The sequence below is a fragment of the Flavobacterium sp. WV_118_3 genome (assembly GCF_039778605.1).
Classification (GTDB): Bacteria; Bacteroidota; Bacteroidia; order Flavobacteriales; family Flavobacteriaceae; genus Flavobacterium.
Genome location: NZ_CP156060.1, coordinates 874041 through 897084, shown reverse-complemented (window position 1 = coordinate 897084; position 23044 = coordinate 874041). Strand labels below are relative to the sequence as shown.

Genomic DNA, 23044 nt, shown 5'->3' with positions numbered 1-23044 from the left:
ATACTCAATCCTACTCAAGCATGAAATTCTTTAAAATTTTACCGGTTATTCTCGTTTTCTTCTTCGGAAGCAGCCTATTAGCACAAACCAACCGATTAAAAGCGCAATTCCAGGAAATTGTAAAAGATAAAAAAGTGACCATTGGTATTGCCGTGTATAATTTTACGACAAAAGATACAGTAACCTTTAACAACACACCGGATTATCCAACGCTGAGTGTGTATAAATTTCATGTCGCACTGGCTGTTTTACATCTGGTTGACAAAGGCACGTTAAAACTGGATCAGGAGATTTTTGTAAAAAAATCCGAATTATTAGAAAACACCCATAGTCCGCTTCGCGAAAATTACCCGTATGGTAATATTAACATCAAACTAAGCGAACTTTTAAGTTATATGGTTTCCCTAAGCGATAATAATGCCTGTGATATCCTATTCCGACTCGCCGGTGGCACCAAAAAAGTAGATCGTTATATCAAAAACCTAAAAATAAAAGACACGCGTATTGCTGCTACGGAAGAAGAAATGCACCAAAAATGGGAAAATCAGTATCTCAATACAACATCACCATGGGCGGCCGTACAATTGCTACAGCAATTTTATCAGATGAAAATCCTTTCCCCTACTTCCTATGATTATTTGCTAAATGTAATGTTGAGCACCAAAACCGGCCCGGATAAGATAAAAGGTCTTTTGCCTAAAGATATACTTGTGGCGCATAAAACCGGTAGTTCCTTCCGCAGTAAAGAAGGTTTAAAAGCAGCCGAAAACGATATCGGAATTGTTTTTCTACCCGGCGGACAAACCTACGCCATAGCCGTATTCGTAAAAGACTCCATGGAAGACGATACAACCAACAATGCGATTATCGCTCGGGTATCCAAAGCCGTATTCGATCATTATTCCATTAAGAAATAGTTTTAGTAGAATTTTCCGTCTACATAAAACCAATGCCCGTTTTGTTGTTTAAAAGTAGATTTTTCATGATGCACCTGTGGCTGTAACGCCGCATCCAGAAAATAGGCTTTAAACACCACTGTTTTTTCGGTGGATTGAAGGACTTCCAGTTTTACCCATTGGTTGGTTACCGCCCATTGTTCGATGTCTTTTTTCGAATGGTATTTACGTTGTGAAATATGCGTCGTTTTGAGTAGGTACTCAATCGCATGAACCGCATAGGCCGAATACCGGGAACGCATTAGTGTTTCGGCAGTAGGCGCCGCTTTAATTCCTTTAATATACGGTTCGCAACAGTCGGAAAACGGAATCGGATTCCCGCAATAACAATTAGGATTCATTAGTATCGGAATTAAATTTTTGCAGAATCAATTTTAGTTTTGCTTTACGATCGGATTCCGAACGTTGTTCCCGCAACCGTTTTTCGTTGATTTTTTTACTGTGCTTTTTTCGATTTTCTTGATTTTGCCGACTCATTACAAAAAGGGTTGTTTGATTTGTTGCAGGGTTTTATTGGTGGTGATCAAAGCTTCCGTTATCGTTTTTCGTAAAGCCTCAAAATCGTCATACTTAAGATAATCGGCCCAGCTATCGGTTTCCAAAAGTTTTTTGATCAATTGTATACGTTTGGTGGTTTCGGCAGCATTGCGCAAAACGGCCTTACCGTTGTATTCCGGGTTCGATTTATGTTGGAAATGAATGGCATCGGTTTCGGGATTCCATTCGATATAAAACAAATTTTCGGTTTCATTATTCGGATAAAAATCCGTCCATTTGGCATAGCCGGTTTTGGCGACACTATTGTTCGTTTTTCCATCTTCCAAAGGCACTAAACGCCAACGACAATTGGCCGCTCTTCCCCAATGGTTGGAATTTCGGTATACACCTTCCTCTGTAAAACAATAACTACTACCCGATTTACTCGTATAATGAAACTTTTTTTCTTGTACCGCATCGGGAGCAACCTCCTTAAAAATACAAAAGGTATGCTTAAAAAAATTGTTTTTATTGTACACTTTCCCGTTCATCCGGCAAAGATACTAAATGCAGATTTAAGAATTTTAATTGGTGGTTTGGCTTCTCCCGCTTATATTTGTAATACTAAAACTACTTTCCCACCAAACAACGAACAATTATGAAAGAGACCATACTCACTATTGGTGCCTGCTATGGCGGTTTAGCCGTTATTTTCGGAGCTTTTGGAGCACATATCCTACAAAAGAAACTAAGTACCAAATCGCTCAACAGTTTTGAAACCGGAGTAAAATACCAGATGTACCATGCATTGGCATTGGTTTTTATCAGCAATCTATTCACTTTTTCAAAAACAATTGAAACTCTGACAGCCTGTTTTTTTATAATTGGTACGTTTTTATTCTCATTTAGCATTTACGGTTTATGCCTGAGCAGCATTGGCGGTAAAAAATTAAAATTTCTCGGTCCCATAACGCCAATTGGTGGTTTGCTGTTATTTTTCGGATGGTTTTGTATGGCACTAAGTCACCTGATCAAATAAATAAAAAGGGGCTGACTCAAAAGTGAGTCAGCCCCTTTTCTTATAATATGTTCTACCCAATTATGGGAAAATACCTCTTTGTTTGTATGCCATTTCAATTCGGGCTAATGCCTGAACATAAGCAGCCGTTCTCCAGTCTGTTTTATACTGACTTCCCGTTAAAACTACTTTGCTGAATGCATCTTCCAGTTTTTTTCTTAATTTGATGATTACGTCATCCATAGTCCAGATTTCTCCGTTACGGTTTTGTAACCACTCGAAATAACTTCCGATTACACCTCCTGAGTTACATAAGATGTCTGGAATAATTTCGATTCCTTTTGCTAATAAGATTGTTTCACCATCGGTATCGATAGGACCATTAGCTCCTTCAGCGATAACCTGAGCCTTGATAGAATCAGCGTTTTCTGCAGTAATCTGGTTACCTAAAGCAGCCGGGATCACGATATCACAGTCAATTCCAAAGAATTCATCTGCTTTATAATCCTGAGTACCTTTGTATCCGGAAATGGTATTGTTATCGGCCTGGAAACGCAATAAAGCTTCCGGATCAATTCCCTCCGGGTTGTAAATCGTTCCGGTTGCATCCTGAACACCAACAAGGATAGCTCCGTTTTTATTCATAAAGTGAGCTGCCCAGTATCCTACGTTACCAAACCCCTGAACGATATATTTTTTACCTTCTAAAGAAGTTCCTCTTAATTTAGCCCAAGATTCCAATGTTACTACTACACCAAAACCAGTAGCACGGTCTCTACCTTCCAAACCTCCTGATCCTACAGGCTTACCTGTAACAACGTGTTGGTTTTTAGAACGCTCAGCCGGTGCTTTTGTCGACATATAGGTATCAGCAATCCAAGCCATCATTTGTGCATTGGTATTCACATCCGGTGCCGGGATATCATGCTCCGGACCAATATTATCTCCTAATGCATACGCAAAACGACGCGTGATACGCTCTAATTCGCCTTGTGAATATTTTTTCGGATCCAATTGGATACCACCTTTACCACCTCCATACGGAAGGCCGGCCAAAGATGTTTTCCATGTCATCCAGGTAGCCAATGCTCTTGCAGCATCGATGTCAACCGTTGCGTGATAACGCAAACCTCCTTTGTAAGGACCTAAAACATTATTGTGTTGTACTCTGTACCCTGTGAACATTTCGACTGTTCCGTTATCCATTTTCACCGGAAAATGAACAACAATTTCGTTATTCGTAACAGAAAGGATTTTTTTAACAGTCTCATCCAGTCCCATCACAGAAGCAGCTTTTTCAAACTGATTCTTAACATTTTCATACATGCTAGCCTTCGGCTTTTGTGCTGTTGCCATACTATTTAATAATTTACAACTTACTTTTGTTTGTTTGTTAGATTGCTCTGTAAAAAAGCATACAAATATATAGTATTAAAATTGAAGCAAAAACGAATTACCCAATAAATTAACATAATTTAAACGGCATTTAGACCTGTTTTCCAACTCCCAAAATTGTAGCTTTTATAATTCGACACAAAGGGAAGTGCTCTTACAATAAAAAGTGAATCGCGACGGCTAAAAAGAGTGTCTGTTTCGGTCTATATAATGTCTGGTTTATTCCTTTTTCAAGTAAACCTGTTGTAGGTATCTTTTATTCACGCCATTCCTTCTAAAATAATCCGGTATTTTTAGCGCAAATAGCTTTACTTTTCAGGCAAAAAATTATTCGTTTTTAGAATATGTTTTTCATTTGTAACGATTACCAGTCAGAATTCATATCGGTGCGTACGTATTAATGACAAACGAATCCGGTTTATTGATAATTGACACTTATACTTTCATTTTTTTTATTTATCAGGTTTTATTTAAAACGAAAGGCCGGCCTCAGCAACCGGTCTTTTTTTAGTTCTTAAAAATCCGAAGTGTCACAAAAAAATTCCGGCCTTCTTCCGGATATCCTTCGACTAACCTATAATTTTTATCAAAAACATTATTAATCCCGGCTTCAATACTCATATACTGCCATAACCGGGCCGATACTGTCGTATTTACAAGCGTAAAATCCGCTGCTTTGGTTCCGTAGCTTGTACTGTTTCGCGATGCATTAAATTCAGTACTGGCTAGTAACCGTATCGGTTTTATCGGCTTATACTGCGTATACAGAAATACTTTTGTATCGGGAATATCCGTAAACAAAACAGCCGGATTGGTGTTATTATGCCTTTGTATATAGGAGTAATTACCTCCCACAGACAGCTTTTCCCGGAAATCATATTTAAAAGTTATTTCCATTCCCATAAATTCGGCTGCTCCGGTATTTTGCATTTGCGATTTACCCGGCGTTACGTTATTTACACTAAGAATAGCGTCGGTAAGATGACTATAATATACCGAAAGCTGCATGGATAGCGCCTTAAAAAACACACCGGAATAGGACAAATCATAATTGACCGCTTTTTCCGGTTTAAGTCCCGGGTTTGGAATTGCCGTCCCCATTCTGTAGGAGTACCGATCCTTAATAGTTGCAAAACGTGTTTTATGTGCTATTGTAAAACTTGCTTTTTGATTTTCTTTAAAACTATAAAAGGCTCCTAATTGTCCGTTCCAGGCTGTACTGGCTCCGGTTTTTTCAAAATCAGAAACCATCTGAGTCGTACTGTTATAATCTTCGGCAGCGTCGTTTTTTCGGATGCTATAGCCAATCCCGGGAATAAGTATTAGCTTTCTGGTAACCGTATAGGTATTTTCCATAGCAAAACTCACGGTATTATCTTTAAAATTCCGAACCGGTTCGTTACTATTGTGTTCCCGATGGATATCACTTTTATAATGGACTGAGAATTTCAATAAATTTTCAGGGATAACGGCCGTTCCAAACGTAACATTTCCACCATAGGTATAATCATCATAAAGACTTTGAAAAGCATAAGGTTTGGTTTGTGTCGTATAGGACGCATCATCATAACTGTTGAGTGTATTTTTAAATGTATCATAATAAATCCTGCTCCTGATATAATCCGTAGCACTTAGCTTCGTATCCGATAAAAAATAATACGTTTCCTTATCCCAGACAGGCCATTGCCAGAAACGGGGTTTGGCCAAAAGCGGATTCAGTTGATCATCTCCAACATAAACCGGTGTTCCTTTTTCACCTTTCTGATAGCGATAGCCCAACACATATTCATGTCGTTCGTTGGGTGTCCATCCGGCTTTAAAACTGATCATCTGATCCGTACGAAACGAATTATCCCGTTCACCAGCATCCTCATTCGGACGAGCGTGGAAACCGGAAGCCATACGATAACTATCGCGATGTAAATAGGAATATCCCGCCTGAAAATAGTATTTCCCTAAATTCGAACCAATATTCAGATCCCCACGGGAGCCATTAGTATTGATCATCCCTAAAGCACCACTATATTCTATTTTTTCCGAAGGTTTTTTTGAAATCAGATTAATAGCACCACCCAGAGAATTTGGTCCGTAAAGCAGGGACGAAAATCCCCTGGAAACATCAATAGCCGAAAGATCGAAAGTCGTAAATCGGGCGAGATCCACATAACCGTCATAGGGAACATAAACCGGAATTCCGTCCATATATACCGGAACGGCACGAAGGTCAAATCCCCGAATCGAAACCATCGATTCATTTCTTGGTCCGGATGCCGTAAGGTTCACACCTGCCAACAAATGTAAAGCGCGTCCTACTTCTATCTTGTTATAGGTTTCCATCGCAACCTGACTGACCCGATCTTTGATTACACTTTTCCTAAAGGTGGTTATTTGTACTTCACCCAATTGAAAAAAAGCAGGCGTTATCGAATCGGCGGTCATTTTTTGGTTCGAAACCGGATTCTGGGCTTTACCTGGAAACGGAATCATCATAATCAATACAAAAAGTGTCGTTTTACTCATACGTTATTGTTATTTATTACTAGTACACATTTACCAATGACAATATCATTTATGCTGCGTATGATTTGGGAAATACAGGAGTAACAAAAACGGCATAGCAATGGGGATCGAAAGCGTTATAAGGATAGCGCATCCGTTATTCTTTATTGTATTTATTTTGGGGAAACAGGCGTCGGGAGGAAAAAATGCCTGATGGTAGGTTTTCTGCGCAATTCATTGCATTTGATAAAGATAAAAATAAATCGGGATATAAACCCATGGTACCCGATTCTTTTGAAACAAATGTTACATCAAGTTTCGCTTCAAAAAGATACCTTTACAAAAAATACTATATGAAAGCACTCTTATTCGAATCGTACGACTTCATTTTTGAAGAAGCCCTGCTGGAAGAAATCAACTCGATTTCCAGTTATAAAAAATTCAAAGCCGACGACTATCTTATAGAAATAGGAGAAAATATAGAATGGATGCCACTCCTCTTACAAGGCGCCATCAAAATCATGCGAGAAGATTCCAATGGGGATGAACTGTTACTTTATTTTTTAGAACGGGGCGATACCTGCGCAATGACATTGAGTTGTTGCATGGGAAAAAACAAAAGTAAAATCCGCGCTATTGCCGAAACCGATGGTGAAATGGTCCTGATTCCCATTGCTAAAATGGAAGAATGGATCGTAAAATACCCTACCTGGCGGAATTTTGTATTCGAAAGTTATAACGCCCGTTTGATGGAAATGCTGGAAGCCATCGACACACTTGCCTTTATGAATCTGGACGAACGCCTGTATAAATTTATCACCGACAAAGCAAAAGTATTGGGTACCACCGAAATCAGTACAACGCATCAGGAAATCGCTTCCGAAATGCATACTTCACGGGTCGTAATCTCTCGCTTACTAAAACGCTTACAGGACGAGCAAAAAATCAAATTACATCGTAACAAAATCGAAATTCTTGTTTTTTAAAATGGAATCGTTTTTCGGATATATCGGTGCGCTTTGCATCGGATTGATTTTAGGACTAACTGGTGGTGGCGGTTCCATTCTAACGGTTCCGGTACTGGTTTATCTTTTGGGAATTCCGCCGGTTACGGCTACAGCCTATTCCCTGTTTATTGTTGGCACAACTTCCGGTTTCGGGGCCATTCGCAACTATTTTAAAGGAATGGTTGCTGTTAAAACCGCTTTCTTATTTGCAATACCCTCGTTTATTGCGGTCTTCCTTACGCGTCGTTTTTTAGTTCCGGCGCTACCGAATACGCTTATAAAAACAGATTTTATCACATTGTCAAAAGATACCTTTTTGATGGGATTTTTTGCGATTATTATGTTTCTCGCGGCATTGGCCATGCTTCGAAAAAAAGCAAACGCCGATGAAACTGAAACGAGCACCTCAAAAAATAATTTTCTCCTACTCATTCCGCAGATTTTTTTGATTGGAGTGGTCATTGGATTAATTGGTGCCGGTGGCGGTTTTTTAATCATCCCGTCCCTGGTTTTCTTCGCTAAACTTCCGATGAAAAAAGCGGTTGGTACTTCTTTACTGATCATCGCTATAAACTCTTTAATCGGTTTTACAGGAGATCTGGAAAATCTAAATGCCGACTGGACGTTTCTTTTAACTTTTTCTTTGGTATCGGTTTTCGGTATCTTTGCAGGGATTTACCTGAACAGGTTTATTAACGAAACACAATTAAAAAAAGGTTTTGGCTGGTTTGTCCTTCTAATGGCGGTTTATATTCTGCTTAAGGAAAGTTTTCATTTGTGACAAAAGTCACTTTTCAAAAAAAAGCAACCTCTTATCTTTACACAAAATAAAAAATGCAATTATGAAAATAGAACAGATTTATACCGGATGTATTGCTCACGCCGCCTATTATTTGGAGAGCAATGGCGAAGCAGCCATTTTTGATCCGCTTCGCGAAGTACAGCCTTATATTGATAAAGCCACCAAAGATAACGCAACAATCAAGTATATTTTTGAAACCCATTTCCATGCCGATTTTGTTTCCGGACATTTGGATCTGGCACAAAAAACCGGTGCTACAATTGTATACGGTCCTACCGCACAACCTGGTTTTGAAGCGACAATCGCCACAGACGGTCAGGAATTTAAAATCGGGAACTATACGGTAAAAGCCATTCATACGCCCGGACATACGTTGGAAAGTACCTGTTATTTATTATTGAATGAAAAAGGAGAAATGCACGGTATCATAACCGGAGACACCTTATTTATTGGTGATGTGGGACGTCCGGATCTTGCTCAGAAACTGGTATCCGATTTAACACAGGAAAAACTGGCTTCGATGTTATACGACTCATTACGCGATAAAATCATGCCATTACCGGATCATTTGATTGTATATCCGAATCACGGAGCCGGAAGTGCTTGTGGTAAAAATATGAGTAAAGAAACTACCGATACGCTTGGGAATCAGAAAAAAGTGAACTATGCCTTACGTGCAGATATGACCAAAGACGAATTCATTTCGGAACTTTTGGATGGTTTGGGAGCACCTCCGGCCTATTTTCCACAGAATGTATTGATGAACATTCAGGGTTATGACAGCCTCGAGACGGTAATGGCCAAAGCCGATACCGCACTTAGCCCGGTAGCATTCAAAGCCATGGCTGGTCAGTTGGAAGCTTTACTATTGGATGTACGTCATGAAAGCGAATTTGTAAAAGAACATATTCCGGGATCCATTTTTATTGGTCTACAAGGAAACTTTGCTCCATGGGTAGGCGCCTTAATTATGGATGTACAACAACCGATCCTATTAATTGTATCGGAAGGAAAAGAAAAAGAAGCCATCACCCGACTGTCGCGTGTAGGATTTGACAATTGTCATGGTTACCTAAAAGGCGGACTTGAAGCCTGGAAAGCAGCCGGTTTTGAGACCGACAGTATTGTTTCGATCACACCGGAGCAATTTGCAACCGATAAAGACACTGGCAAACTGCCGATCGTTGACGCCCGAAAACCGGGAGAGTTCAGTGCCGAACACGTAGAGGGAGCAATCAATATTCCATTGGATTTTGTAAACAATCAATTGGCTGAAGTACCTACAGAAAGTGATTTTTACCTGCATTGTGCCGGTGGTTACCGTTCGGTGATTATGGCTTCCATTTTAAAAGCCAGAGGCTATCACAATATCATTAATATTGAAAAAGGAATATCCGGAATTCGGAATACTCCTGTAGCACTGACCAAATTTATCTGTCCTTCCACACAAAACTAAATACAAAAGCCCCAAAATCCGAGCAATATGATTTTGGGGCTTTGTATATCCAACTGTTAAAAATAATCTATTTAACGACTACTTTTAATCAGTTTTTAAATACATTTGTAGCATAACAAATTAAAAATAACAATGAAGAAACTTTTTTTAGTACTGTCTGTTGCTGCTGTATTTGCTTCTTGTAAAAAAGACAATGGTTTTACCATTTCCGGAGAAGCAAAAGGAGTGGATAATGACAAAATGGTTATTATTGCGACGCAAAGTGAATTAGGTCCCATCTCAAAAGACACCGTAAAAATTAAAGACGGAAAATTCGAATTTAAAGGAATCGCCGATAAACCGGAATTTTGTTTCCTAAGAATCCAGGACATCGGTGACATGGTACCTTTTATATTGGAAAACGGAACAATCAAAGTCGATTTTGTAAAAGATTCTATCCGTAATTCCCGCGTTACCGGAACCGTTACTAATGATCAGTTCCAAAAATATAACGACGAATCAAAACCGATTTTCAAAAAAATGCAGGCCTTCCAAATTGCCAACAATCAAAAGATGGCAATGGCACAGCAATCTCAGGATACGGTTACTGTTAACAGTCTGAGAAAAGAATACATGGTATTTCAGGATGCTTTAAACAAAAAATCGGAAGATTTCATTCAACAACACCCGGAATCGTTCTTATCGGTTATGTTATTGGAAAACTTCACGATTTATCAGTCATTACCGGTTGACAAAATCGAAAAGTATTATAAATTACTTACACCCGAAGCTAAAGACAACAAGCACGGAAAAACCATTAAAGACTTTTTAGACAAACAAACTGCGGTACAGGTTGGTAAAGCAGCACCTGATTTCTCGGCTCCAAACCCGGAAGGAAAAACCGTATCGTTAAAAGAGTCCTTAGGAAAAGTAACAATCATCGATTTCTGGGCTTCCTGGTGTGGTCCATGTCGTGCGGAAAACCCAGCTGTAGTGGCTTTATATAACGAACTACACCCACAAGGTTTAAACATCATCGGTGTTTCGTTAGACAAAGAAGCCGACAAATGGAAAGAAGCGATTGCAAAAGACAAATTAACCTGGACACAGGTTTCCAATTTAAAATTCTGGCAGGATCCTATTGCCGAAAAATATAATGTAAAATCGATTCCGCAAACCTTTATTCTGGATGCTTCCGGAAAAATTGTAGCAAAAGACCTTAGAGGTGCCGAATTAAAAGCAAAAATAATGGAGCTTTTAGCAGCAAAATAAAGCCCTGACACAAAAATCCCCGTACGGGGATTTTTTTATTTACCTCAACAACAACGGCTTAAAAAAAAGTCAGAAATTATATTAGAAATAAGTTTGCATACTAAAAAAACAGTCCTATATTTGCACTCGAATTAATCAAGGAAACACTTGGTTAGCCAATGGGGAGATACTCAAGCGGCCAACGAGGGCAGACTGTAAATCTGCTGACTAAGTCTTCGCAGGTTCGAATCCTGCTCTCCCCACAAACCCGGATACCCATCCGGGTTTTTTATTTTATATCGGTTATCATTTCCATTAAAACGGTAAACCCACTTCCTCTCCAATTATTTTTAGCTGTACCCGTTTTTAGTTCCAATAAAAAAAGAGACTCAGCCTTGAATCTCCTCAGCAAATCAGCAACAACCGATATTCCCCTTCCTTTTCTATTGGCGCTCTATGTATACACGGTAATACTTGTTGTTTTGGATGATCAACAGCCAATCGCCAAAGATGTCCGATTCCTAAATTAACCGGTTCTGCATTTGCATGTAACTGATAATGCAAATCAAAATAATTTTCCGTTAAAAAACCTTCAAACCCATCCGGCGGTCCATCATACAGTTCGTTTAGCTTTTTTCGGATTTCCGGGATTTGAATTTTCTGCGTGGCTTGCGCATTCGAAACAATATCACTTGCCGCTCCGTGATAGGTACACAGAAAAGTATCGGTTGCAATGGGCGACCGATCCACATGAAACGAATAGACATCCGTCGCTATAAAATCAAATTCATCATCGCGCTCATAACACTTAAGTAAATTCAGCGAAGGTGCAGCTCCGAAATCAGTTAATAACTGTAAATCATTCAGGATTATTTCCCTGGCTATATTTCCCTTTTCTGATAACTGGAGCGCCATTAAATCTTCGGGATACACTTCCGTAATATTTTCTTTTAAAGATAAACGGGTTACAATTTCGTTAAAATCACCATCCAAATTTCTGTACCAGCATAGCGCGTTCATTTCCCCTTTGAAATCGGTATATACAAGCTCTGAAAAAGTAGCTACTAATCCAATTTGCCCGCTATCAGAAAATACATTACTCATAGTATAACAGTAAGAAGCTAATTACTTCTTATATTACAAAACTATGCAATAGTAATCAGCTACGGAATTCTTAACATAAAAAAACTCCGGCTTTCACCGGAGTTCCTTTTTTTATTTATCTAAAGACACTTTAATCCCAGTTATACAACATTCCAATTATTATCATGGATTGCTTGTAACACCGCTATAAAACTCAAATCCGATCTTGTATAAGGACCGTCTTCTACATTTGTAGAGATCCAAAGAATATCCTCATTATCGTTTTCAGAATTATACGAGAAATAGGTAATCGCTCCATCGGCATTACAGATATCCAAAACAAGATGGAAACCATTTTCTTCCGGAATTGGATAATCAAAAATATTGAGACCTTCTTCCCAATCATCCAGACCGTAAAAAGTAGCATACGCTCCATCACCTAAATCAAGAATCAAAACACTCATCTCACTCAGGAAGTACATATAACTGTCGATATCCAAAAAAGGAGCTGTATCTTTTAAGCGTAGCGCTTCCTGAATAAAAGGTGACGGAATCCGGTTTATATTAGAACCTTCGGCTGCATACTTTTCCAGTAGCTTTGCAATTAACACCTCTACCCGTTCGACTTTTTTAATTGTATCCATCGTGTATTTTTTTTGACAATATACAAATTCCACCACAATAGTAGTACTTTTCCGATAACAAGTGTTTTTCATAAAAAAACTCCGGTTTTCACCGGAGCTCCTTTTTTATCCCTTTTAAGCCCTTATTCGGCGTATAATTTCTTATCGATAATACGAGCATAATAATCCTGTACAAATGCTTTACAAGCTACTTCCAACTCATCCATTTCCTTATTTCGGTTGGCAATCAGATTTTTCTCCAATCCTTTATCCGCAATCGCATAAAACCCGGTCGCTTTCTTACCGTCGAACAAACAAATATAATTACCGCGCTGGAACTGATACTGCGTTCCATTATAATTGATCACAAACGGTTTAATCGTTTTTTCACCAATCAAACTTCTTCCCCAGCTACGGAATGGCTTATCGTATCCGATCATATCCAATAAAGTCGGATAAATATCGATTTGCTGTGCCAACTCCTTATTCTCTCCTTTCAAGCTACCATCCGGTTTGTAAATCAGAATCGGCACTGCCGAACGGTTAATCACCTTAGCATATTCATCATAGGCCACCTGATTACAATGATCGGCTGTGATTACAAAAATCGTATTCTGGAACCATGGTTCTTTTTTGGCCGCTTCGAAGAATTTTTTAAACGCATAATCCGTATACCCTACAACCTGATGCATCGGCACCGTACCCATTGGAAACTTCCCTTTAAATTTTTCAGGAACCACAAACGGCTCGTGCGACGATACGGTAAAAATAGTCCCCATAAACGGTTGCTTTTTCGCATCAAACGTCTGCTTCATATATTGAAAGAAAGGCTCATCCCATATTCCCCAGGAACCATCGAAATCGGCATCGTTGTTGTATTCGGTTTTACCGTAGTAATGATCAAAGCCTAATATATTTCCAAATCCAAGGAAACCCATCGAACCGTTTGGCGCGCCGTGGAAAAACGACGTATCGTATCCCTCCTCTTTTAAAGTCGAAACCAGCGACTGGATTTTCTGTTTCGGATACGGCGATGAGGTAAAGGCATCCTGAAAAGAAGGAATCCCGGCCAAAACCGAAGACATTCCGTGAATCGATTTACTTCCGTTTGCAAAAGCATTCGAAAAAATAAGACTGTGCTGCGCCAGTGAATCAATAAACGGCGTATAACTTACAAATCCCGGAATTTTAGTATCCTTATTAAAGGCACCGATATACTCTCTTCCATAACTTTCGGTTATAAAGATGACAATATTCGGTTTGGTTTTCGGATTATTACGATACTGTTTAATTGGTTCCAATTCGCGTTGCACTACTTCCGGCGACACTAAATCCACCTTTTTAAAACTGGTGGTTCCCATCGTACGAATAACCGCAAAAGGTGTATTCAGTACAATATCGGCGTGTTCCGGCTTCGTTACATAGCGATTGGCATCTACAATATTAATCGGACGCGTACTCTTTTTAAAGTCACCTCGGATTCCACCTACAGCCAGAACCGCAATGGTAACCAATCCTAAAATCGACGACACGAAGTATTTTAGTTTATTTTCGTGTTGCACCTCTTTTACTCTCACCTTTTTATACAGATAAACCCAAAGGATCGCACACAAAAAGAACAACGCATATACATGCCAGTAGCTCACAATAAAACGCGAAAACATATTCCCTTTATTTGATTCGTTTTTCACGATATCCATAATAGCAATAGTGGTACGGGCATAGGTAAAACGATAATAGATAAAATCGACAAAATTGGTCGCAAATCCAATCAGGTTACAAACAAAATACAAATAGAACAAAAACTTCTGGTATCCTTTTTTGGTTGTAATCCACAACGGAAGAATCGAACAAACGATAAATAATGCATTGAGATACAAAATCGCCGCCGTATCGAAAACCATTCCGTGATACGCCAAAGCCAGAAAATCGGAAACCGAATCCACCTTCAGCATTTTGTAATTATAAACAAAGAATAGCACGCGGGCGACAAAATAGAACAGATACGCTAAAAACAGTCGGTAGAATAAAGCCTTATATTCCTGGATACGATAATTGGAATTCATATAAAAGTTACAAAATCAAAATTATAAAGGAATCAAAATTACAAAATTACCGATACCGCTTCCACAATTATGAATTTTAAATTTTTTGATTTGAGTTTTTTTTATAATTTGCAGTAACTAAATGCGCAAAACATGACTGACGTTACACGTTTATTTGATTTTCCATACTATCAACTGGAAAAATACAACCTGCCGGATGCCTTGGTAACCAAATATAATGGAGAATGGATTAAGACTTCTACCCAAGAATATCTGGATAAGGCCAATGCACTTTCCAGAGCGCTATTGCGAATGGGAATCCAGAAAAACGATAAAATTGCAATTATCTCGTCCAATAACAGAACGGAATGGAACATTACCGACATCGGGGTTTTACAAACCGGTGCCCAGACTGTTCCGGTATATCCAACCATTTCCGAAGAAGATTACCAATACATATTAGGTCATTCTGAGGCGCAATACTGCTTTATTTCCGATATCGAGGTTTTCAACAAGATAAATGCAATCCGTCACAATGTACCTTCCTTAAAAGAAATTTACTCCTATAATGTAATTGATGGTTGTAAAAACTGGACCGAAGTTTTGGAATTAGGAAAAGACGAAAGCAACCAACAGGAAGTCGAAAACCGGAAAAACAGTATTGTTACCACCGATCTGGCGACCTTAATTTATACTTCCGGAACAACAGGAAGACCAAAAGGTGTTATGTTGAGTCACCAAAATATCGTTTCGAACGTATTGGCCAGCTCGGTACGCGTACCATTGAGAGCCGGAAGCACACGCGGATTAAGTTTCTTACCCGTTTGTCATATTTTCGAAAGAATGATTTTATACCTATACCAATATTACGGTATCTCAATTTATTTTGCCGAAAGCATCGACAAAATGAGCGACAACCTAAAAGAGGTAAAACCACATGTAATGACAGCCGTTCCGCGTTTGCTGGAAAAAGTATACGACAAAATCTACGCCAAAGGAGCCGATTTAAGCGGTATCAAGAAAAAACTGTTTTTCTGGGCGATCGATTTAGGACTGCATTATAAGCCGTATGGTGAAAATGGCTGGTGGTATGAAAAGAAACTATCCATTGCCCGCAAACTGATCTTTAGCAAATGGCAGGAAGGTTTAGGCGGACAACTGGAACTGATGGTTTCCGGTAGTGCTGCTTTACAACCGCGACTAACCCGTGTTTTTGCCGCAGCCGGAATTCCGATCATGGAAGGCTACGGATTAACCGAAACATCTCCGGTAATTGCCGTAAATGATCAACGTAACCGCGGATTCAAAATTGGCACCGTTGGAAAAGTACTGGACAACCTGGAAGTAAAGATCGCCGAAGACGGAGAAATCCTATGCAAAGGCCCAAGCATTATGATGGGTTATTATAAAGATGACGAGAAAACCGCAGAAGCACTACAAAACGGCTATTTCCACACTGGAGACATTGGAGAGATCGACAGCGAAGGTTTCCTTAAAATAACCGACCGTAAAAAAGAGATGTTCAAAACATCCGGCGGAAAATATATCGCGCCGCAGATTATCGAAAACACCATGAAGCAATCCCGTTTTATCGAACAGATTATGGTTATCGGTGATGGCGAAAAAATGCCGGCCGCATTTATTCAACCAAGTTTTGACTTTCTAAAAGAATGGGCAAGTAGAAAACACCTTGCCATAGGAAACACCAACGAAGAGATCGTAGCCAACGAACAGGTTATCGAACGAATCAAAGAAGAAGTGGATCATATCAATAAAAAATTTGGTCATTGGGAACAAATCAAAAAATTTGAACTCACCGCAAATGTCTGGTCTATTGATGGAGGTGAGCTTACACCAACGTTAAAACTCAAAAGAAAGATCATCAAAGAGAAATACCAGAATCTCTATGATAAAATCTACCAGAACTCTTAAAAAAATAAAGATACTCCTCATACCCGAGGAGTTTTTTTTTATTTAACTTAAAATTAATCCAACAGTATTATGCATGCATAGTATTTTTTTTGTATATTTGAAATCACTGAAGAAAAATGAAAGATAAAACAATTGATTATGTTTTACGCGCAACCTGGCAAGCTGTTGCACGAATGTACAACGAAGAGGCAACCAAATATGGCGCCACGATGGCCACAGGATTTGCATTATTGAGCATCGATCGGGAAAACGGAACGCCATCGACCGCTTTAGGTCCCAAAATGGGAATGGAAGCGACAAGTTTAACGCGAACCTTAAAATCGATGGAAGATAAAGGACTAATAATCCGTAAAAAAAATCCGGTTGACGGTCGCGGTGTATTAATCTACCTGACCAAACTCGGAAAGGAAAAACGCGAGCTTTCCAAAGCCACCGTTTTAAAATTCAATGAGACCGTAAAACAAAACATCAGCGAAGAAAAGCTCAACCACTTCATGGAAGTTGCCGAGATCATCAACGAATTAATTTTGGATAAAACCATTTTCCATTCGGAAGAGGATTCTAAATAATTATAGTACTAATTGATTCCAGGTGAGCAATCGCCTGAAATCATCCAAACAAAGAAAACAGTAATTACAAATGAAACGACTAATCAAAAAAGTTGCGGTTATTGGTTCGGGAATTATGGGATCGGGTATTGCCTGCCATTTTGCCAATATCGGTGTGGAAGTATTACTTCTGGATATTGTTCCGAGAGAATTAACCGATGCTGAACAAAAAAAAGGATTGACATTAGAAAGTAAAGTGGTTCGAAACCGGGTGGTTAACGAACACCTTGCCAACGCTTTAAAATCGAAACCTTCCCCTATTTATGATCAAAAGTTTGCCAGTCGGATTACAACTGGTAATACGGAAGACGATTTAGCCAAAATCAAAGACGTCGACTGGATCATAGAAGTAGTAGTAGAGCGTTTGGACATCAAACAAAAAGTATTCGAACAAATCGAGCAATTCCGCAAACCGGGAACGCTTATCACTTCGAATACATCCGGAATTCCTATCAAATTTATGAGCGAGGGACGCAGCGAAGATTTCCAAAAACATTTCTGTGGAACCCACTTCTTTAACCCGGCCCGTTACTTAAAATTATTCGAAATCATCCCGGGACCAAAAACAGCCCCGGAAGTACTGGATTTTTTAAACAATTACGGCGAAAAATTCCTAGGTAAAACCTCGGTAGTCGCCAAAGACACTCCTGCATTTATCGGTAACCGTATCGGAATCTTCGGAATCATGAGCCTTTTCCATCTGGTAAAAGACATGGGACTAACGATCGAAGAAGTCGACAAACTAACCGGACCAGTAATTGGCCGACCAAAATCAGCGACTTTCCGAACCGTAGACGTGGTAGGTTTGGACACCTTAGTACACGTAGCCAATGGTTTATACGAAAACTGTCCGCAGGACGAAGCACACGACCTGTTCAAACTTCCGGATTTTATCAATACCATGATGACCAACAACTGGTTGGGAAGCAAAACCGGACAAGGTTTTTATAAAAAAGTAGACAAAGACATTCTATCTTTAGATTTAGATACATTAGAATACCGCGCGGCCAAAAAAGCCTCATTTGCGACATTGGAATTAACCAAAACGATCGATAAACCGATCGACCGCTTTAAAGTCCTCGTAAAAGGAAAAGACAAAGCCGGTGAATTCTACCGTAAAAATTTTACGGCAATGTTTGCCTATGTTTCCAATAGAATCCCTGAAATTTCAGACGATCTTTATAAAATTGACGATGCGATGAAAGCCGGATTCGGATGGGAAAACGGTCCGTTTGAAATCTGGGACGCTATCGGTGTAGCCAAAGGTATCGAACTGATGCAAGCTGAAGGATTGACTCCGGCAGCCTGGGTAACCGAAATGCTGGCTTCCGGAAACGACAGTTTCTACACTGTTAAAGACGGTATCACGCATTATTACAATATCGCATCCAAATCTCAGGTAAAAGTACCGGGACAAGATGCTTTTATCATCCTGAACAACATCCGCGAAAGCAAAAAAATATGGAGTAACAGCGAATCTGTGATTCAAGACCTGGGCGATGGAATTATCAACATCGAATTCCAGTCTAAAATGAACTCCATTGGCGGTGGTGTGATTCAGGGAATCAACAAAGCCATCGACCTGGCCGAAAAAGAGTATAACGGTCTGGTAATTGGTAACCAGGCGGCCAACTTCTCCGTAGGTGCCAATCTGGCAATGATTTTTATGATGGCCGTAGAACAGGAATACGACGAATTAAACATGGCGATCAAAGCCTTCCAGGATACGATGATGCGTGTACGCTATTCCGGAATTCCGGTTATTGCAGCGCCACACGGAATGACTTTAGGTGGTGGATGTGAAATGAGTATGCATGCCGACAAAGTGGTTGCCGCAGCCGAAACCTATATCGGACTGGTAGAGTTTGGTGTTGGGGTTATTCCAGGCGGAGGCGGATCGAAAGAAATGGCTTTACGTGCTGCCGACACGTTCCACAAAAACGATGTTGAGTTAAACGTATTACAGGAATATTTCCTAACCATCGGTATGGCCAAAGTAGCTACGTCAGCCTATGAAGCCTACGATTTAGGAATCCTTCAAAAAGGAAAAGATGTCGTGGTAGTCAACAAAGACCGTCAGATTGCCGAAGCTAAAAAACACGCTTTAGTAATGGCTGAAGCCGGTTATACACAACCCGTAAAACGCAAAGACATCAAAGTACTTGGTAAACAGGCACTGGGAATGTTTTTAGTAGGAACCGACAGTATGGAAGCCGGAAAATATATCTCCGAACACGATAAGAAAATTGCCAACAAACTGGCTTATGTAATGGCCGGAGGTGATTTATCCGAACCAACATTGGTAAACGAACAATATCTATTGGATTTAGAGCGCGAGGCTTTCCTTTCGCTTTGTACCGAAAGAAAAACACTGGAGCGTATTCAGTTTATGTTAACCAAAGGAAAACCGCTTCGTAATTAATCCATATGGATTTGAGTAGCACTTAACATCCATCATTCAAAACAAAACTATGAAAACAGCCTATATAGTAAAAGCATACCGGACAGCCGTTGGTAAAGCACCAAAAGGAGTGTTCCGTTTTAAAAGACCCGACGAACTGGCCGCCGAAACCATCGAATATATGATGAACGAATTGCCAAACTTCGACAAAACCCGCATCGACGACGTAATGGTAGGAAATGCCATGCCGGAAGCCGAACAGGGATTAAATGTAGGGCGACTGATTTCCCTTATGGGATTAAAAATTGAAGATGTACCGGGCGTAACCGTAAACCGTTACTGTGCTTCGGGAATTGAAACTATCGGAATGGCAACTGCCAAAATTCAGGCGGGTATGGCCGACTGTATTATTGCCGGTGGTGCTGAAAGTATGAGTTATATCCCAATGGGTGGTTACAAACCAACTCCGGATTATAAAGCCGCTGCTGCCGGACACGAAGATTATTACTGGGGAATGGGATTAACAGCCGAAGCGGTAGCCCAACAATTCAATGTTTCCCGTGAGGATCAGGATGAATTTTCGTACCAGTCGCATCAAAAAGCGTTAAAAGCGCAGGCAGAAGGAAAATTTGACAAACAAATCGTTCCGATTACCGTGGAGCACGTTTATATTGATGAAAAAGGCAAAAAAGCAAGCAAATCCTATGTTGTCAATAAAGACGAAGGACCAAGAGCCGATACGTCAAAAGAAGCCTTAGGAAAACTACGACCGGTTTTTGCCGCCGACGGAAGTGTAACAGCAGGTAACTCGTCACAAATGAGTGATGGTGCTGCCTTCGTACTGGTTATGTCGGAAGAAATGGTAAAAGAATTAAATCTGGAACCAATCGCACGACTGGTAAACTACGCTGCTGCCGGAGTAGAACCCCGAATCATGGGAATCGGACCGGTTAAAGCCATTCCAAAAGCCTTAAAACAAGCCGGATTAAAACAATCCGATATTGAATTAATCGAATTAAACGAAGCTTTTGCAGCGCAGAGTTTGGCGGTAATCCGCGAATTGGATTTGAATCCGGAGATCATCAACGTCAACGGAGGTGCGATTGCACTAGGTCACCCGCTGGGATGTACCGGAGCGAAGTTATCCGTTCAGTTATTCGACGAAATGAAACGCCGCGGCAACAAATACGGAATGGTCACGATGTGTGTCGGAACCGGACAAGGCGCAGCAGGGATTTATGAATTATTGTAATTTGAAAAGATACTAGAGAAAAGAAAAAAAGAAGGAAGAGTACTGACGATGAAAGAAGGAGTTAATGAGACACAACTTCAAGAATATGAAAATTTGGATTTTAGCGATGGAAATCGCAGCTGATACTCATAGAGTATGCCAAACTTTTCCAAAAACTGAAGTATACGGTCTTGTAAGTCAAATGAATCGATGCTCCATTTCCATGCCTTCCAATATTGCAGAAGGTTCCAGTAGAAGTAATAAACAGTTTCAATATTTTCTAAATATAAGTTTAGGATCTTCATACGAATTACAAACACAACTCTTGATTGCCTTCCAAAATGGGTACATAAAAGAGGAAACAGTAATAACAATTGAAAATAAAATTATCGAATTTCAAAAGATGATATCAGGATTTATAAGTAAGCTAGATCGTTAATCTTTCTTCTTTTCTCTTTTATCTTCTATCTAAAAAACTATAAAAATGGAAAACATCACCAGAGGAGGTCAATTCCTTGTAAAAGAAACAAAATGTGAAGACATCTTCACGCCTGAGGATTTCTCAGAAGAGCAGTTAATGATGCGTGACTCGGTTAAAGAGTTTGTCGATAAAGAATTATGGCCAAACAAAGACCGTTTTGAAAAGAAAGACTATGCTTTTACCGAAGAATGCATGCGTAAAGCCGGAGAACTGGGACTTTTAGGAGTTGCCGTTCCGGAAGCTTATGGCGGATTGGAAATGGGATTTGTATCGACCATGCTGGTATGTGATTATATTTCCGGTGCTACCGGATCATTCTCTACTGCATTTGGAGCGCATACCGGAATCGGAACCATGCCCATTACCCTATACGGAACAGAAGAACAAAAGAAAAAATACGTGCCAAAACTGGCCTCAGGCGAATGGTTTGGCGCCTACTGTTTAACAGAACCGGGAGCCGGATCGGATGCTAATTCCGGAAAAACCAAAGCTGTTTTGTCGGAAGACGGAAAAAGCTATAAAATCACCGGGCAAAAAATGTGGATTTCCAATGCCGGTTTCTGTAGCGTTTTTATCGTATTCGCCCGAATTGAAGACGACAAAAACATCACCGGATTTATCGTAGAAAATGTACCGAATAACGGAATCACCCTTGGAGAAGAGGAACACAAACTGGGAATCCGCTCCTCTTCTACCCGTCAGGTATTCTTTAACGATACCGTAGTACCGGTAGAAAATATGCTGGCCGGACGTGGTGAAGGATTTAAAATCGCCATGAACGCACTAAACGTAGGTCGTATCAAATTGGCTGCTGCTTGTTTGGATGCACAACGCAGAACGATTTCCGGAGCGGTAAAATATGCCAACGAACGCATTCAGTTTAATACACCAATTGCCAACTTTGGAGCGATCCGTTCCAAAATAGCCGAAATGGCTGCTTCGTGTTATGCCGGAGAAAGTGCTTCGTATCGTGCTGCCAAAAGCATCGAGGATCGAATCAACGCCCGTATCGCCGATGGTGTTTCCCATCAGGAAGCCGAATTAAAAGGAGTGGAAGAATTCGCGATCGAATGTTCGATCCTGAAAGTAGCTGTATCGGAAGATATGCAAAACTGTTCCGACGAAGGAATCCAAATCTTTGGAGGTATGGGATTCTCGGAAGACACCCCTATGGAAAGCGCCTGGCGTGATGCCCGTATTGCCCGTATTTACGAAGGAACAAACGAGATCAACCGTATGTTATCCGTAGGAATGTTAATCAAAAAAGCAATGAAAGGGCATGTAGATCTGTTAGGACCTGCTATGAAAGTAGCCGAAGAACTAATGGGTATTCCTTCTTTTGATACTCCGGATTATTCGGAATTATTCGCTGAAGAAAAAGAACTGATTGGCAAATTGAAAAAAGCCTTCCTGATGGTAGCCGGAAGTGCCGTACAAAAATACGGACCGGATCTGGACAAACACCAACAGTTGTTAATGGCGGCTGCCGACATGCTGATTGAAATTTATGTTGCGGAAAGTGCCATCTTACGTACTGAAAAAACAGCCAAAGCCAACGGTGCCGAAAATGTAAAAGAACAAATTGCAATGGCGCAGTTATACCTGTACCATGCGGTAGATATCGTTACCCTAAAAGGAAAAGAAGGAATCGCTTCTTTTGCCGAAGGTGACGAGCAACGCATGATGTTAATGGGACTACGTCGCTTTACAAAATATACGAATGTGCCAAATGTAGTGGCACTACGAGAAATTATTGCCGACAAATTGATAAAAGAAAATCATTACTGTTATTAATAGGCA

Annotated in this window: 19 protein-coding genes and 1 tRNA gene; 13 read left to right on the top strand and 7 right to left on the bottom strand. The window is 40.1% G+C overall.

Annotation, left to right across the window (positions count from 1 at the left end; translation table 11 throughout):
• The first annotated feature begins 20 nt into the window (after positions 1–20).
• Positions 21–917: a class A beta-lactamase, subclass A2 gene (gene bla, locus ABFU83_RS04205; RefSeq protein ID WP_347069190.1), complete on the top strand. Its 897-nt coding sequence runs from the start codon at positions 21–23 to the stop codon at positions 915–917.
• A 2-nt stretch (positions 918–919) separates the two neighbouring features.
• On the opposite strand, the gene ABFU83_RS04200 is transcribed toward bla, so the two are convergent.
• Positions 920–1297 (bottom strand): YchJ family metal-binding protein, encoded by a 378-nt coding sequence (locus tag ABFU83_RS04200; RefSeq protein ID WP_347069189.1) that lies wholly within the window; start codon positions 1295–1297, stop codon positions 920–922.
• A gap of 135 nt (positions 1298–1432) precedes the next feature.
• Positions 1433–1984, bottom strand: coding sequence for a hypothetical protein (locus ABFU83_RS04195; protein WP_347069188.1), 552 nt, complete (start codon positions 1982–1984; stop codon positions 1433–1435).
• A 107-nt stretch (positions 1985–2091) separates the two neighbouring features.
• Here ABFU83_RS04195 and ABFU83_RS04190 point away from each other — a divergent pair, with 107 nt between their 5' ends.
• Complete coding sequence (locus tag ABFU83_RS04190; protein WP_347069187.1) at positions 2092–2472, top strand: DUF423 domain-containing protein; 381 nt, start codon at positions 2092–2094, stop codon at positions 2470–2472.
• Positions 2473–2532: 60 nt separating this feature from the next.
• On the opposite strand, the gene ABFU83_RS04185 is transcribed toward ABFU83_RS04190, so the two are convergent.
• The gene (locus ABFU83_RS04185) at positions 2533–3807 is read right to left on the bottom strand and encodes a Glu/Leu/Phe/Val dehydrogenase (protein WP_136401890.1); all 1275 of its coding nucleotides are present in this window, start codon (positions 3805–3807) and stop codon (positions 2533–2535) included.
• A 546-nt stretch (positions 3808–4353) separates the two neighbouring features.
• The gene (locus tag ABFU83_RS04180) at positions 4354–6366 is read right to left on the bottom strand and encodes a TonB-dependent receptor (RefSeq protein ID WP_347069186.1); all 2013 of its coding nucleotides are present in this window, start codon (positions 6364–6366) and stop codon (positions 4354–4356) included.
• Positions 6367–6698: 332 nt separating this feature from the next.
• On the opposite strand from ABFU83_RS04180, the gene ABFU83_RS04175 reads away from it, so the two are divergent.
• From ABFU83_RS04175 to ABFU83_RS04155, 5 genes are all read left to right on the top strand, one after another.
• Positions 6699–7331: a Crp/Fnr family transcriptional regulator gene (locus ABFU83_RS04175; RefSeq protein WP_347069185.1), complete on the top strand. Its 633-nt coding sequence runs from the start codon at positions 6699–6701 to the stop codon at positions 7329–7331.
• Position 7332: 1 nt separating this feature from the next.
• Positions 7333–8133 (top strand): sulfite exporter TauE/SafE family protein, encoded by an 801-nt coding sequence (locus ABFU83_RS04170; RefSeq protein WP_347069184.1) that lies wholly within the window; start codon positions 7333–7335, stop codon positions 8131–8133.
• Between the two features lie 61 nt (positions 8134–8194).
• Positions 8195–9610: an MBL fold metallo-hydrolase gene (locus tag ABFU83_RS04165; RefSeq protein WP_347069183.1), complete on the top strand. Its 1416-nt coding sequence runs from the start codon at positions 8195–8197 to the stop codon at positions 9608–9610.
• Positions 9611–9742: 132 nt separating this feature from the next.
• On the top strand, positions 9743–10861 hold the full coding sequence (locus ABFU83_RS04160) for a TlpA disulfide reductase family protein (protein ID WP_347069182.1): 1119 nt from the start codon (positions 9743–9745) through the stop codon (positions 10859–10861).
• A 160-nt stretch (positions 10862–11021) separates the two neighbouring features.
• Positions 11022–11103 (top strand) — tRNA-Tyr (locus tag ABFU83_RS04155).
• 142 nt (positions 11104–11245) lie between these two features.
• Here the strand turns inward: ABFU83_RS04155 and ABFU83_RS04150 are convergent.
• The 3 genes from ABFU83_RS04150 to ABFU83_RS04140 form a co-directional block, all read right to left on the bottom strand.
• Positions 11246–11944 (bottom strand): DUF1826 domain-containing protein, encoded by a 699-nt coding sequence (locus tag ABFU83_RS04150; RefSeq protein WP_347069180.1) that lies wholly within the window; start codon positions 11942–11944, stop codon positions 11246–11248.
• 140 nt (positions 11945–12084) lie between these two features.
• Positions 12085–12567: a hypothetical protein gene (locus tag ABFU83_RS04145; protein ID WP_347069179.1), complete on the bottom strand. Its 483-nt coding sequence runs from the start codon at positions 12565–12567 to the stop codon at positions 12085–12087.
• A 122-nt stretch (positions 12568–12689) separates the two neighbouring features.
• Complete coding sequence (locus ABFU83_RS04140) at positions 12690–14612, bottom strand: sulfatase-like hydrolase/transferase (protein WP_347069178.1); 1923 nt, start codon at positions 14610–14612, stop codon at positions 12690–12692.
• A gap of 132 nt (positions 14613–14744) precedes the next feature.
• Between ABFU83_RS04140 and ABFU83_RS04135 the strand changes: the two genes are divergently transcribed.
• The 6 genes from ABFU83_RS04135 to ABFU83_RS04110 all read left to right on the top strand — a co-directional run bounded on the left by ABFU83_RS04135 (position 14745) and on the right by ABFU83_RS04110 (position 23038).
• Entirely contained in the window at positions 14745–16523 is a 1779-nt protein-coding gene (locus tag ABFU83_RS04135; protein WP_347069177.1) for an AMP-dependent synthetase/ligase, read from the top strand.
• A 116-nt stretch (positions 16524–16639) separates the two neighbouring features.
• Positions 16640–17092: a MarR family transcriptional regulator gene (locus ABFU83_RS04130; RefSeq protein WP_347069175.1), complete on the top strand. Its 453-nt coding sequence runs from the start codon at positions 16640–16642 to the stop codon at positions 17090–17092.
• A gap of 70 nt (positions 17093–17162) precedes the next feature.
• Positions 17163–19553, top strand: a complete 2391-nt coding sequence (locus ABFU83_RS04125) for a 3-hydroxyacyl-CoA dehydrogenase/enoyl-CoA hydratase family protein (RefSeq protein WP_347069174.1) — start codon at positions 17163–17165, stop codon at positions 19551–19553.
• Between the two features lie 49 nt (positions 19554–19602).
• Positions 19603–20784, top strand: coding sequence for an acetyl-CoA C-acyltransferase (locus tag ABFU83_RS04120; RefSeq protein ID WP_347069173.1), 1182 nt, complete (start codon positions 19603–19605; stop codon positions 20782–20784).
• Between the two features lie 85 nt (positions 20785–20869).
• The gene (locus ABFU83_RS04115) at positions 20870–21202 is read left to right on the top strand and encodes a four helix bundle protein (RefSeq protein ID WP_347069172.1); all 333 of its coding nucleotides are present in this window, start codon (positions 20870–20872) and stop codon (positions 21200–21202) included.
• Positions 21203–21247: 45 nt separating this feature from the next.
• Positions 21248–23038, top strand: a complete 1791-nt coding sequence (locus ABFU83_RS04110) for an acyl-CoA dehydrogenase family protein (protein WP_347069171.1) — start codon at positions 21248–21250, stop codon at positions 23036–23038.
• Positions 23039–23044: the final 6 nt, after the last annotated feature.

Bases quoted from the DNA above. Each gene is read 5' to 3' on its own strand.
- ABFU83_RS04125 (WP_347069174.1), top strand. From the start codon at position 17,163: ATGAAACGACTAATCAAAAAAGTTGCGGTTATTGGTTCGGGAATTATG.
- bla (WP_347069190.1), top strand. From the start codon at position 21: ATGAAATTCTTTAAAATTTTACCGGTTATTCTCGTTTTCTTCTTCGGA.
- ABFU83_RS04190 (WP_347069187.1), top strand. From the start codon at position 2,092: ATGAAAGAGACCATACTCACTATTGGTGCCTGCTATGGCGGTTTAGCC.
- ABFU83_RS04145 (WP_347069179.1), bottom strand. From the start codon at position 12,567: ATGGATACAATTAAAAAAGTCGAACGGGTAGAGGTGTTAATTGCAAAG.
- ABFU83_RS04120 (WP_347069173.1), top strand. From the start codon at position 19,603: ATGAAAACAGCCTATATAGTAAAAGCATACCGGACAGCCGTTGGTAAA.
- ABFU83_RS04130 (WP_347069175.1), top strand. From the start codon at position 16,640: ATGAAAGATAAAACAATTGATTATGTTTTACGCGCAACCTGGCAAGCT.
- ABFU83_RS04165 (WP_347069183.1), top strand. From the start codon at position 8,195: ATGAAAATAGAACAGATTTATACCGGATGTATTGCTCACGCCGCCTAT.
- ABFU83_RS04150 (WP_347069180.1), bottom strand. From the start codon at position 11,944: ATGAGTAATGTATTTTCTGATAGCGGGCAAATTGGATTAGTAGCTACT.
- ABFU83_RS04195 (WP_347069188.1), bottom strand. From the start codon at position 1,984: ATGAACGGGAAAGTGTACAATAAAAACAATTTTTTTAAGCATACCTTT.
- ABFU83_RS04200 (WP_347069189.1), bottom strand. From the start codon at position 1,297: ATGAATCCTAATTGTTATTGCGGGAATCCGATTCCGTTTTCCGACTGT.
- ABFU83_RS04180 (WP_347069186.1), bottom strand. From the start codon at position 6,366: ATGAGTAAAACGACACTTTTTGTATTGATTATGATGATTCCGTTTCCA.
- ABFU83_RS04135 (WP_347069177.1), top strand. From the start codon at position 14,745: ATGACTGACGTTACACGTTTATTTGATTTTCCATACTATCAACTGGAA.
- ABFU83_RS04110 (WP_347069171.1), top strand. From the start codon at position 21,248: ATGGAAAACATCACCAGAGGAGGTCAATTCCTTGTAAAAGAAACAAAA.
- ABFU83_RS04170 (WP_347069184.1), top strand. From the start codon at position 7,333: ATGGAATCGTTTTTCGGATATATCGGTGCGCTTTGCATCGGATTGATT.
- ABFU83_RS04160 (WP_347069182.1), top strand. From the start codon at position 9,743: ATGAAGAAACTTTTTTTAGTACTGTCTGTTGCTGCTGTATTTGCTTCT.
- ABFU83_RS04175 (WP_347069185.1), top strand. From the start codon at position 6,699: ATGAAAGCACTCTTATTCGAATCGTACGACTTCATTTTTGAAGAAGCC.
- ABFU83_RS04115 (WP_347069172.1), top strand. From the start codon at position 20,870: ATGAAAATTTGGATTTTAGCGATGGAAATCGCAGCTGATACTCATAGA.
- ABFU83_RS04140 (WP_347069178.1), bottom strand. From the start codon at position 14,612: ATGAATTCCAATTATCGTATCCAGGAATATAAGGCTTTATTCTACCGA.
- ABFU83_RS04185 (WP_136401890.1), bottom strand. From the start codon at position 3,807: ATGGCAACAGCACAAAAGCCGAAGGCTAGCATGTATGAAAATGTTAAG.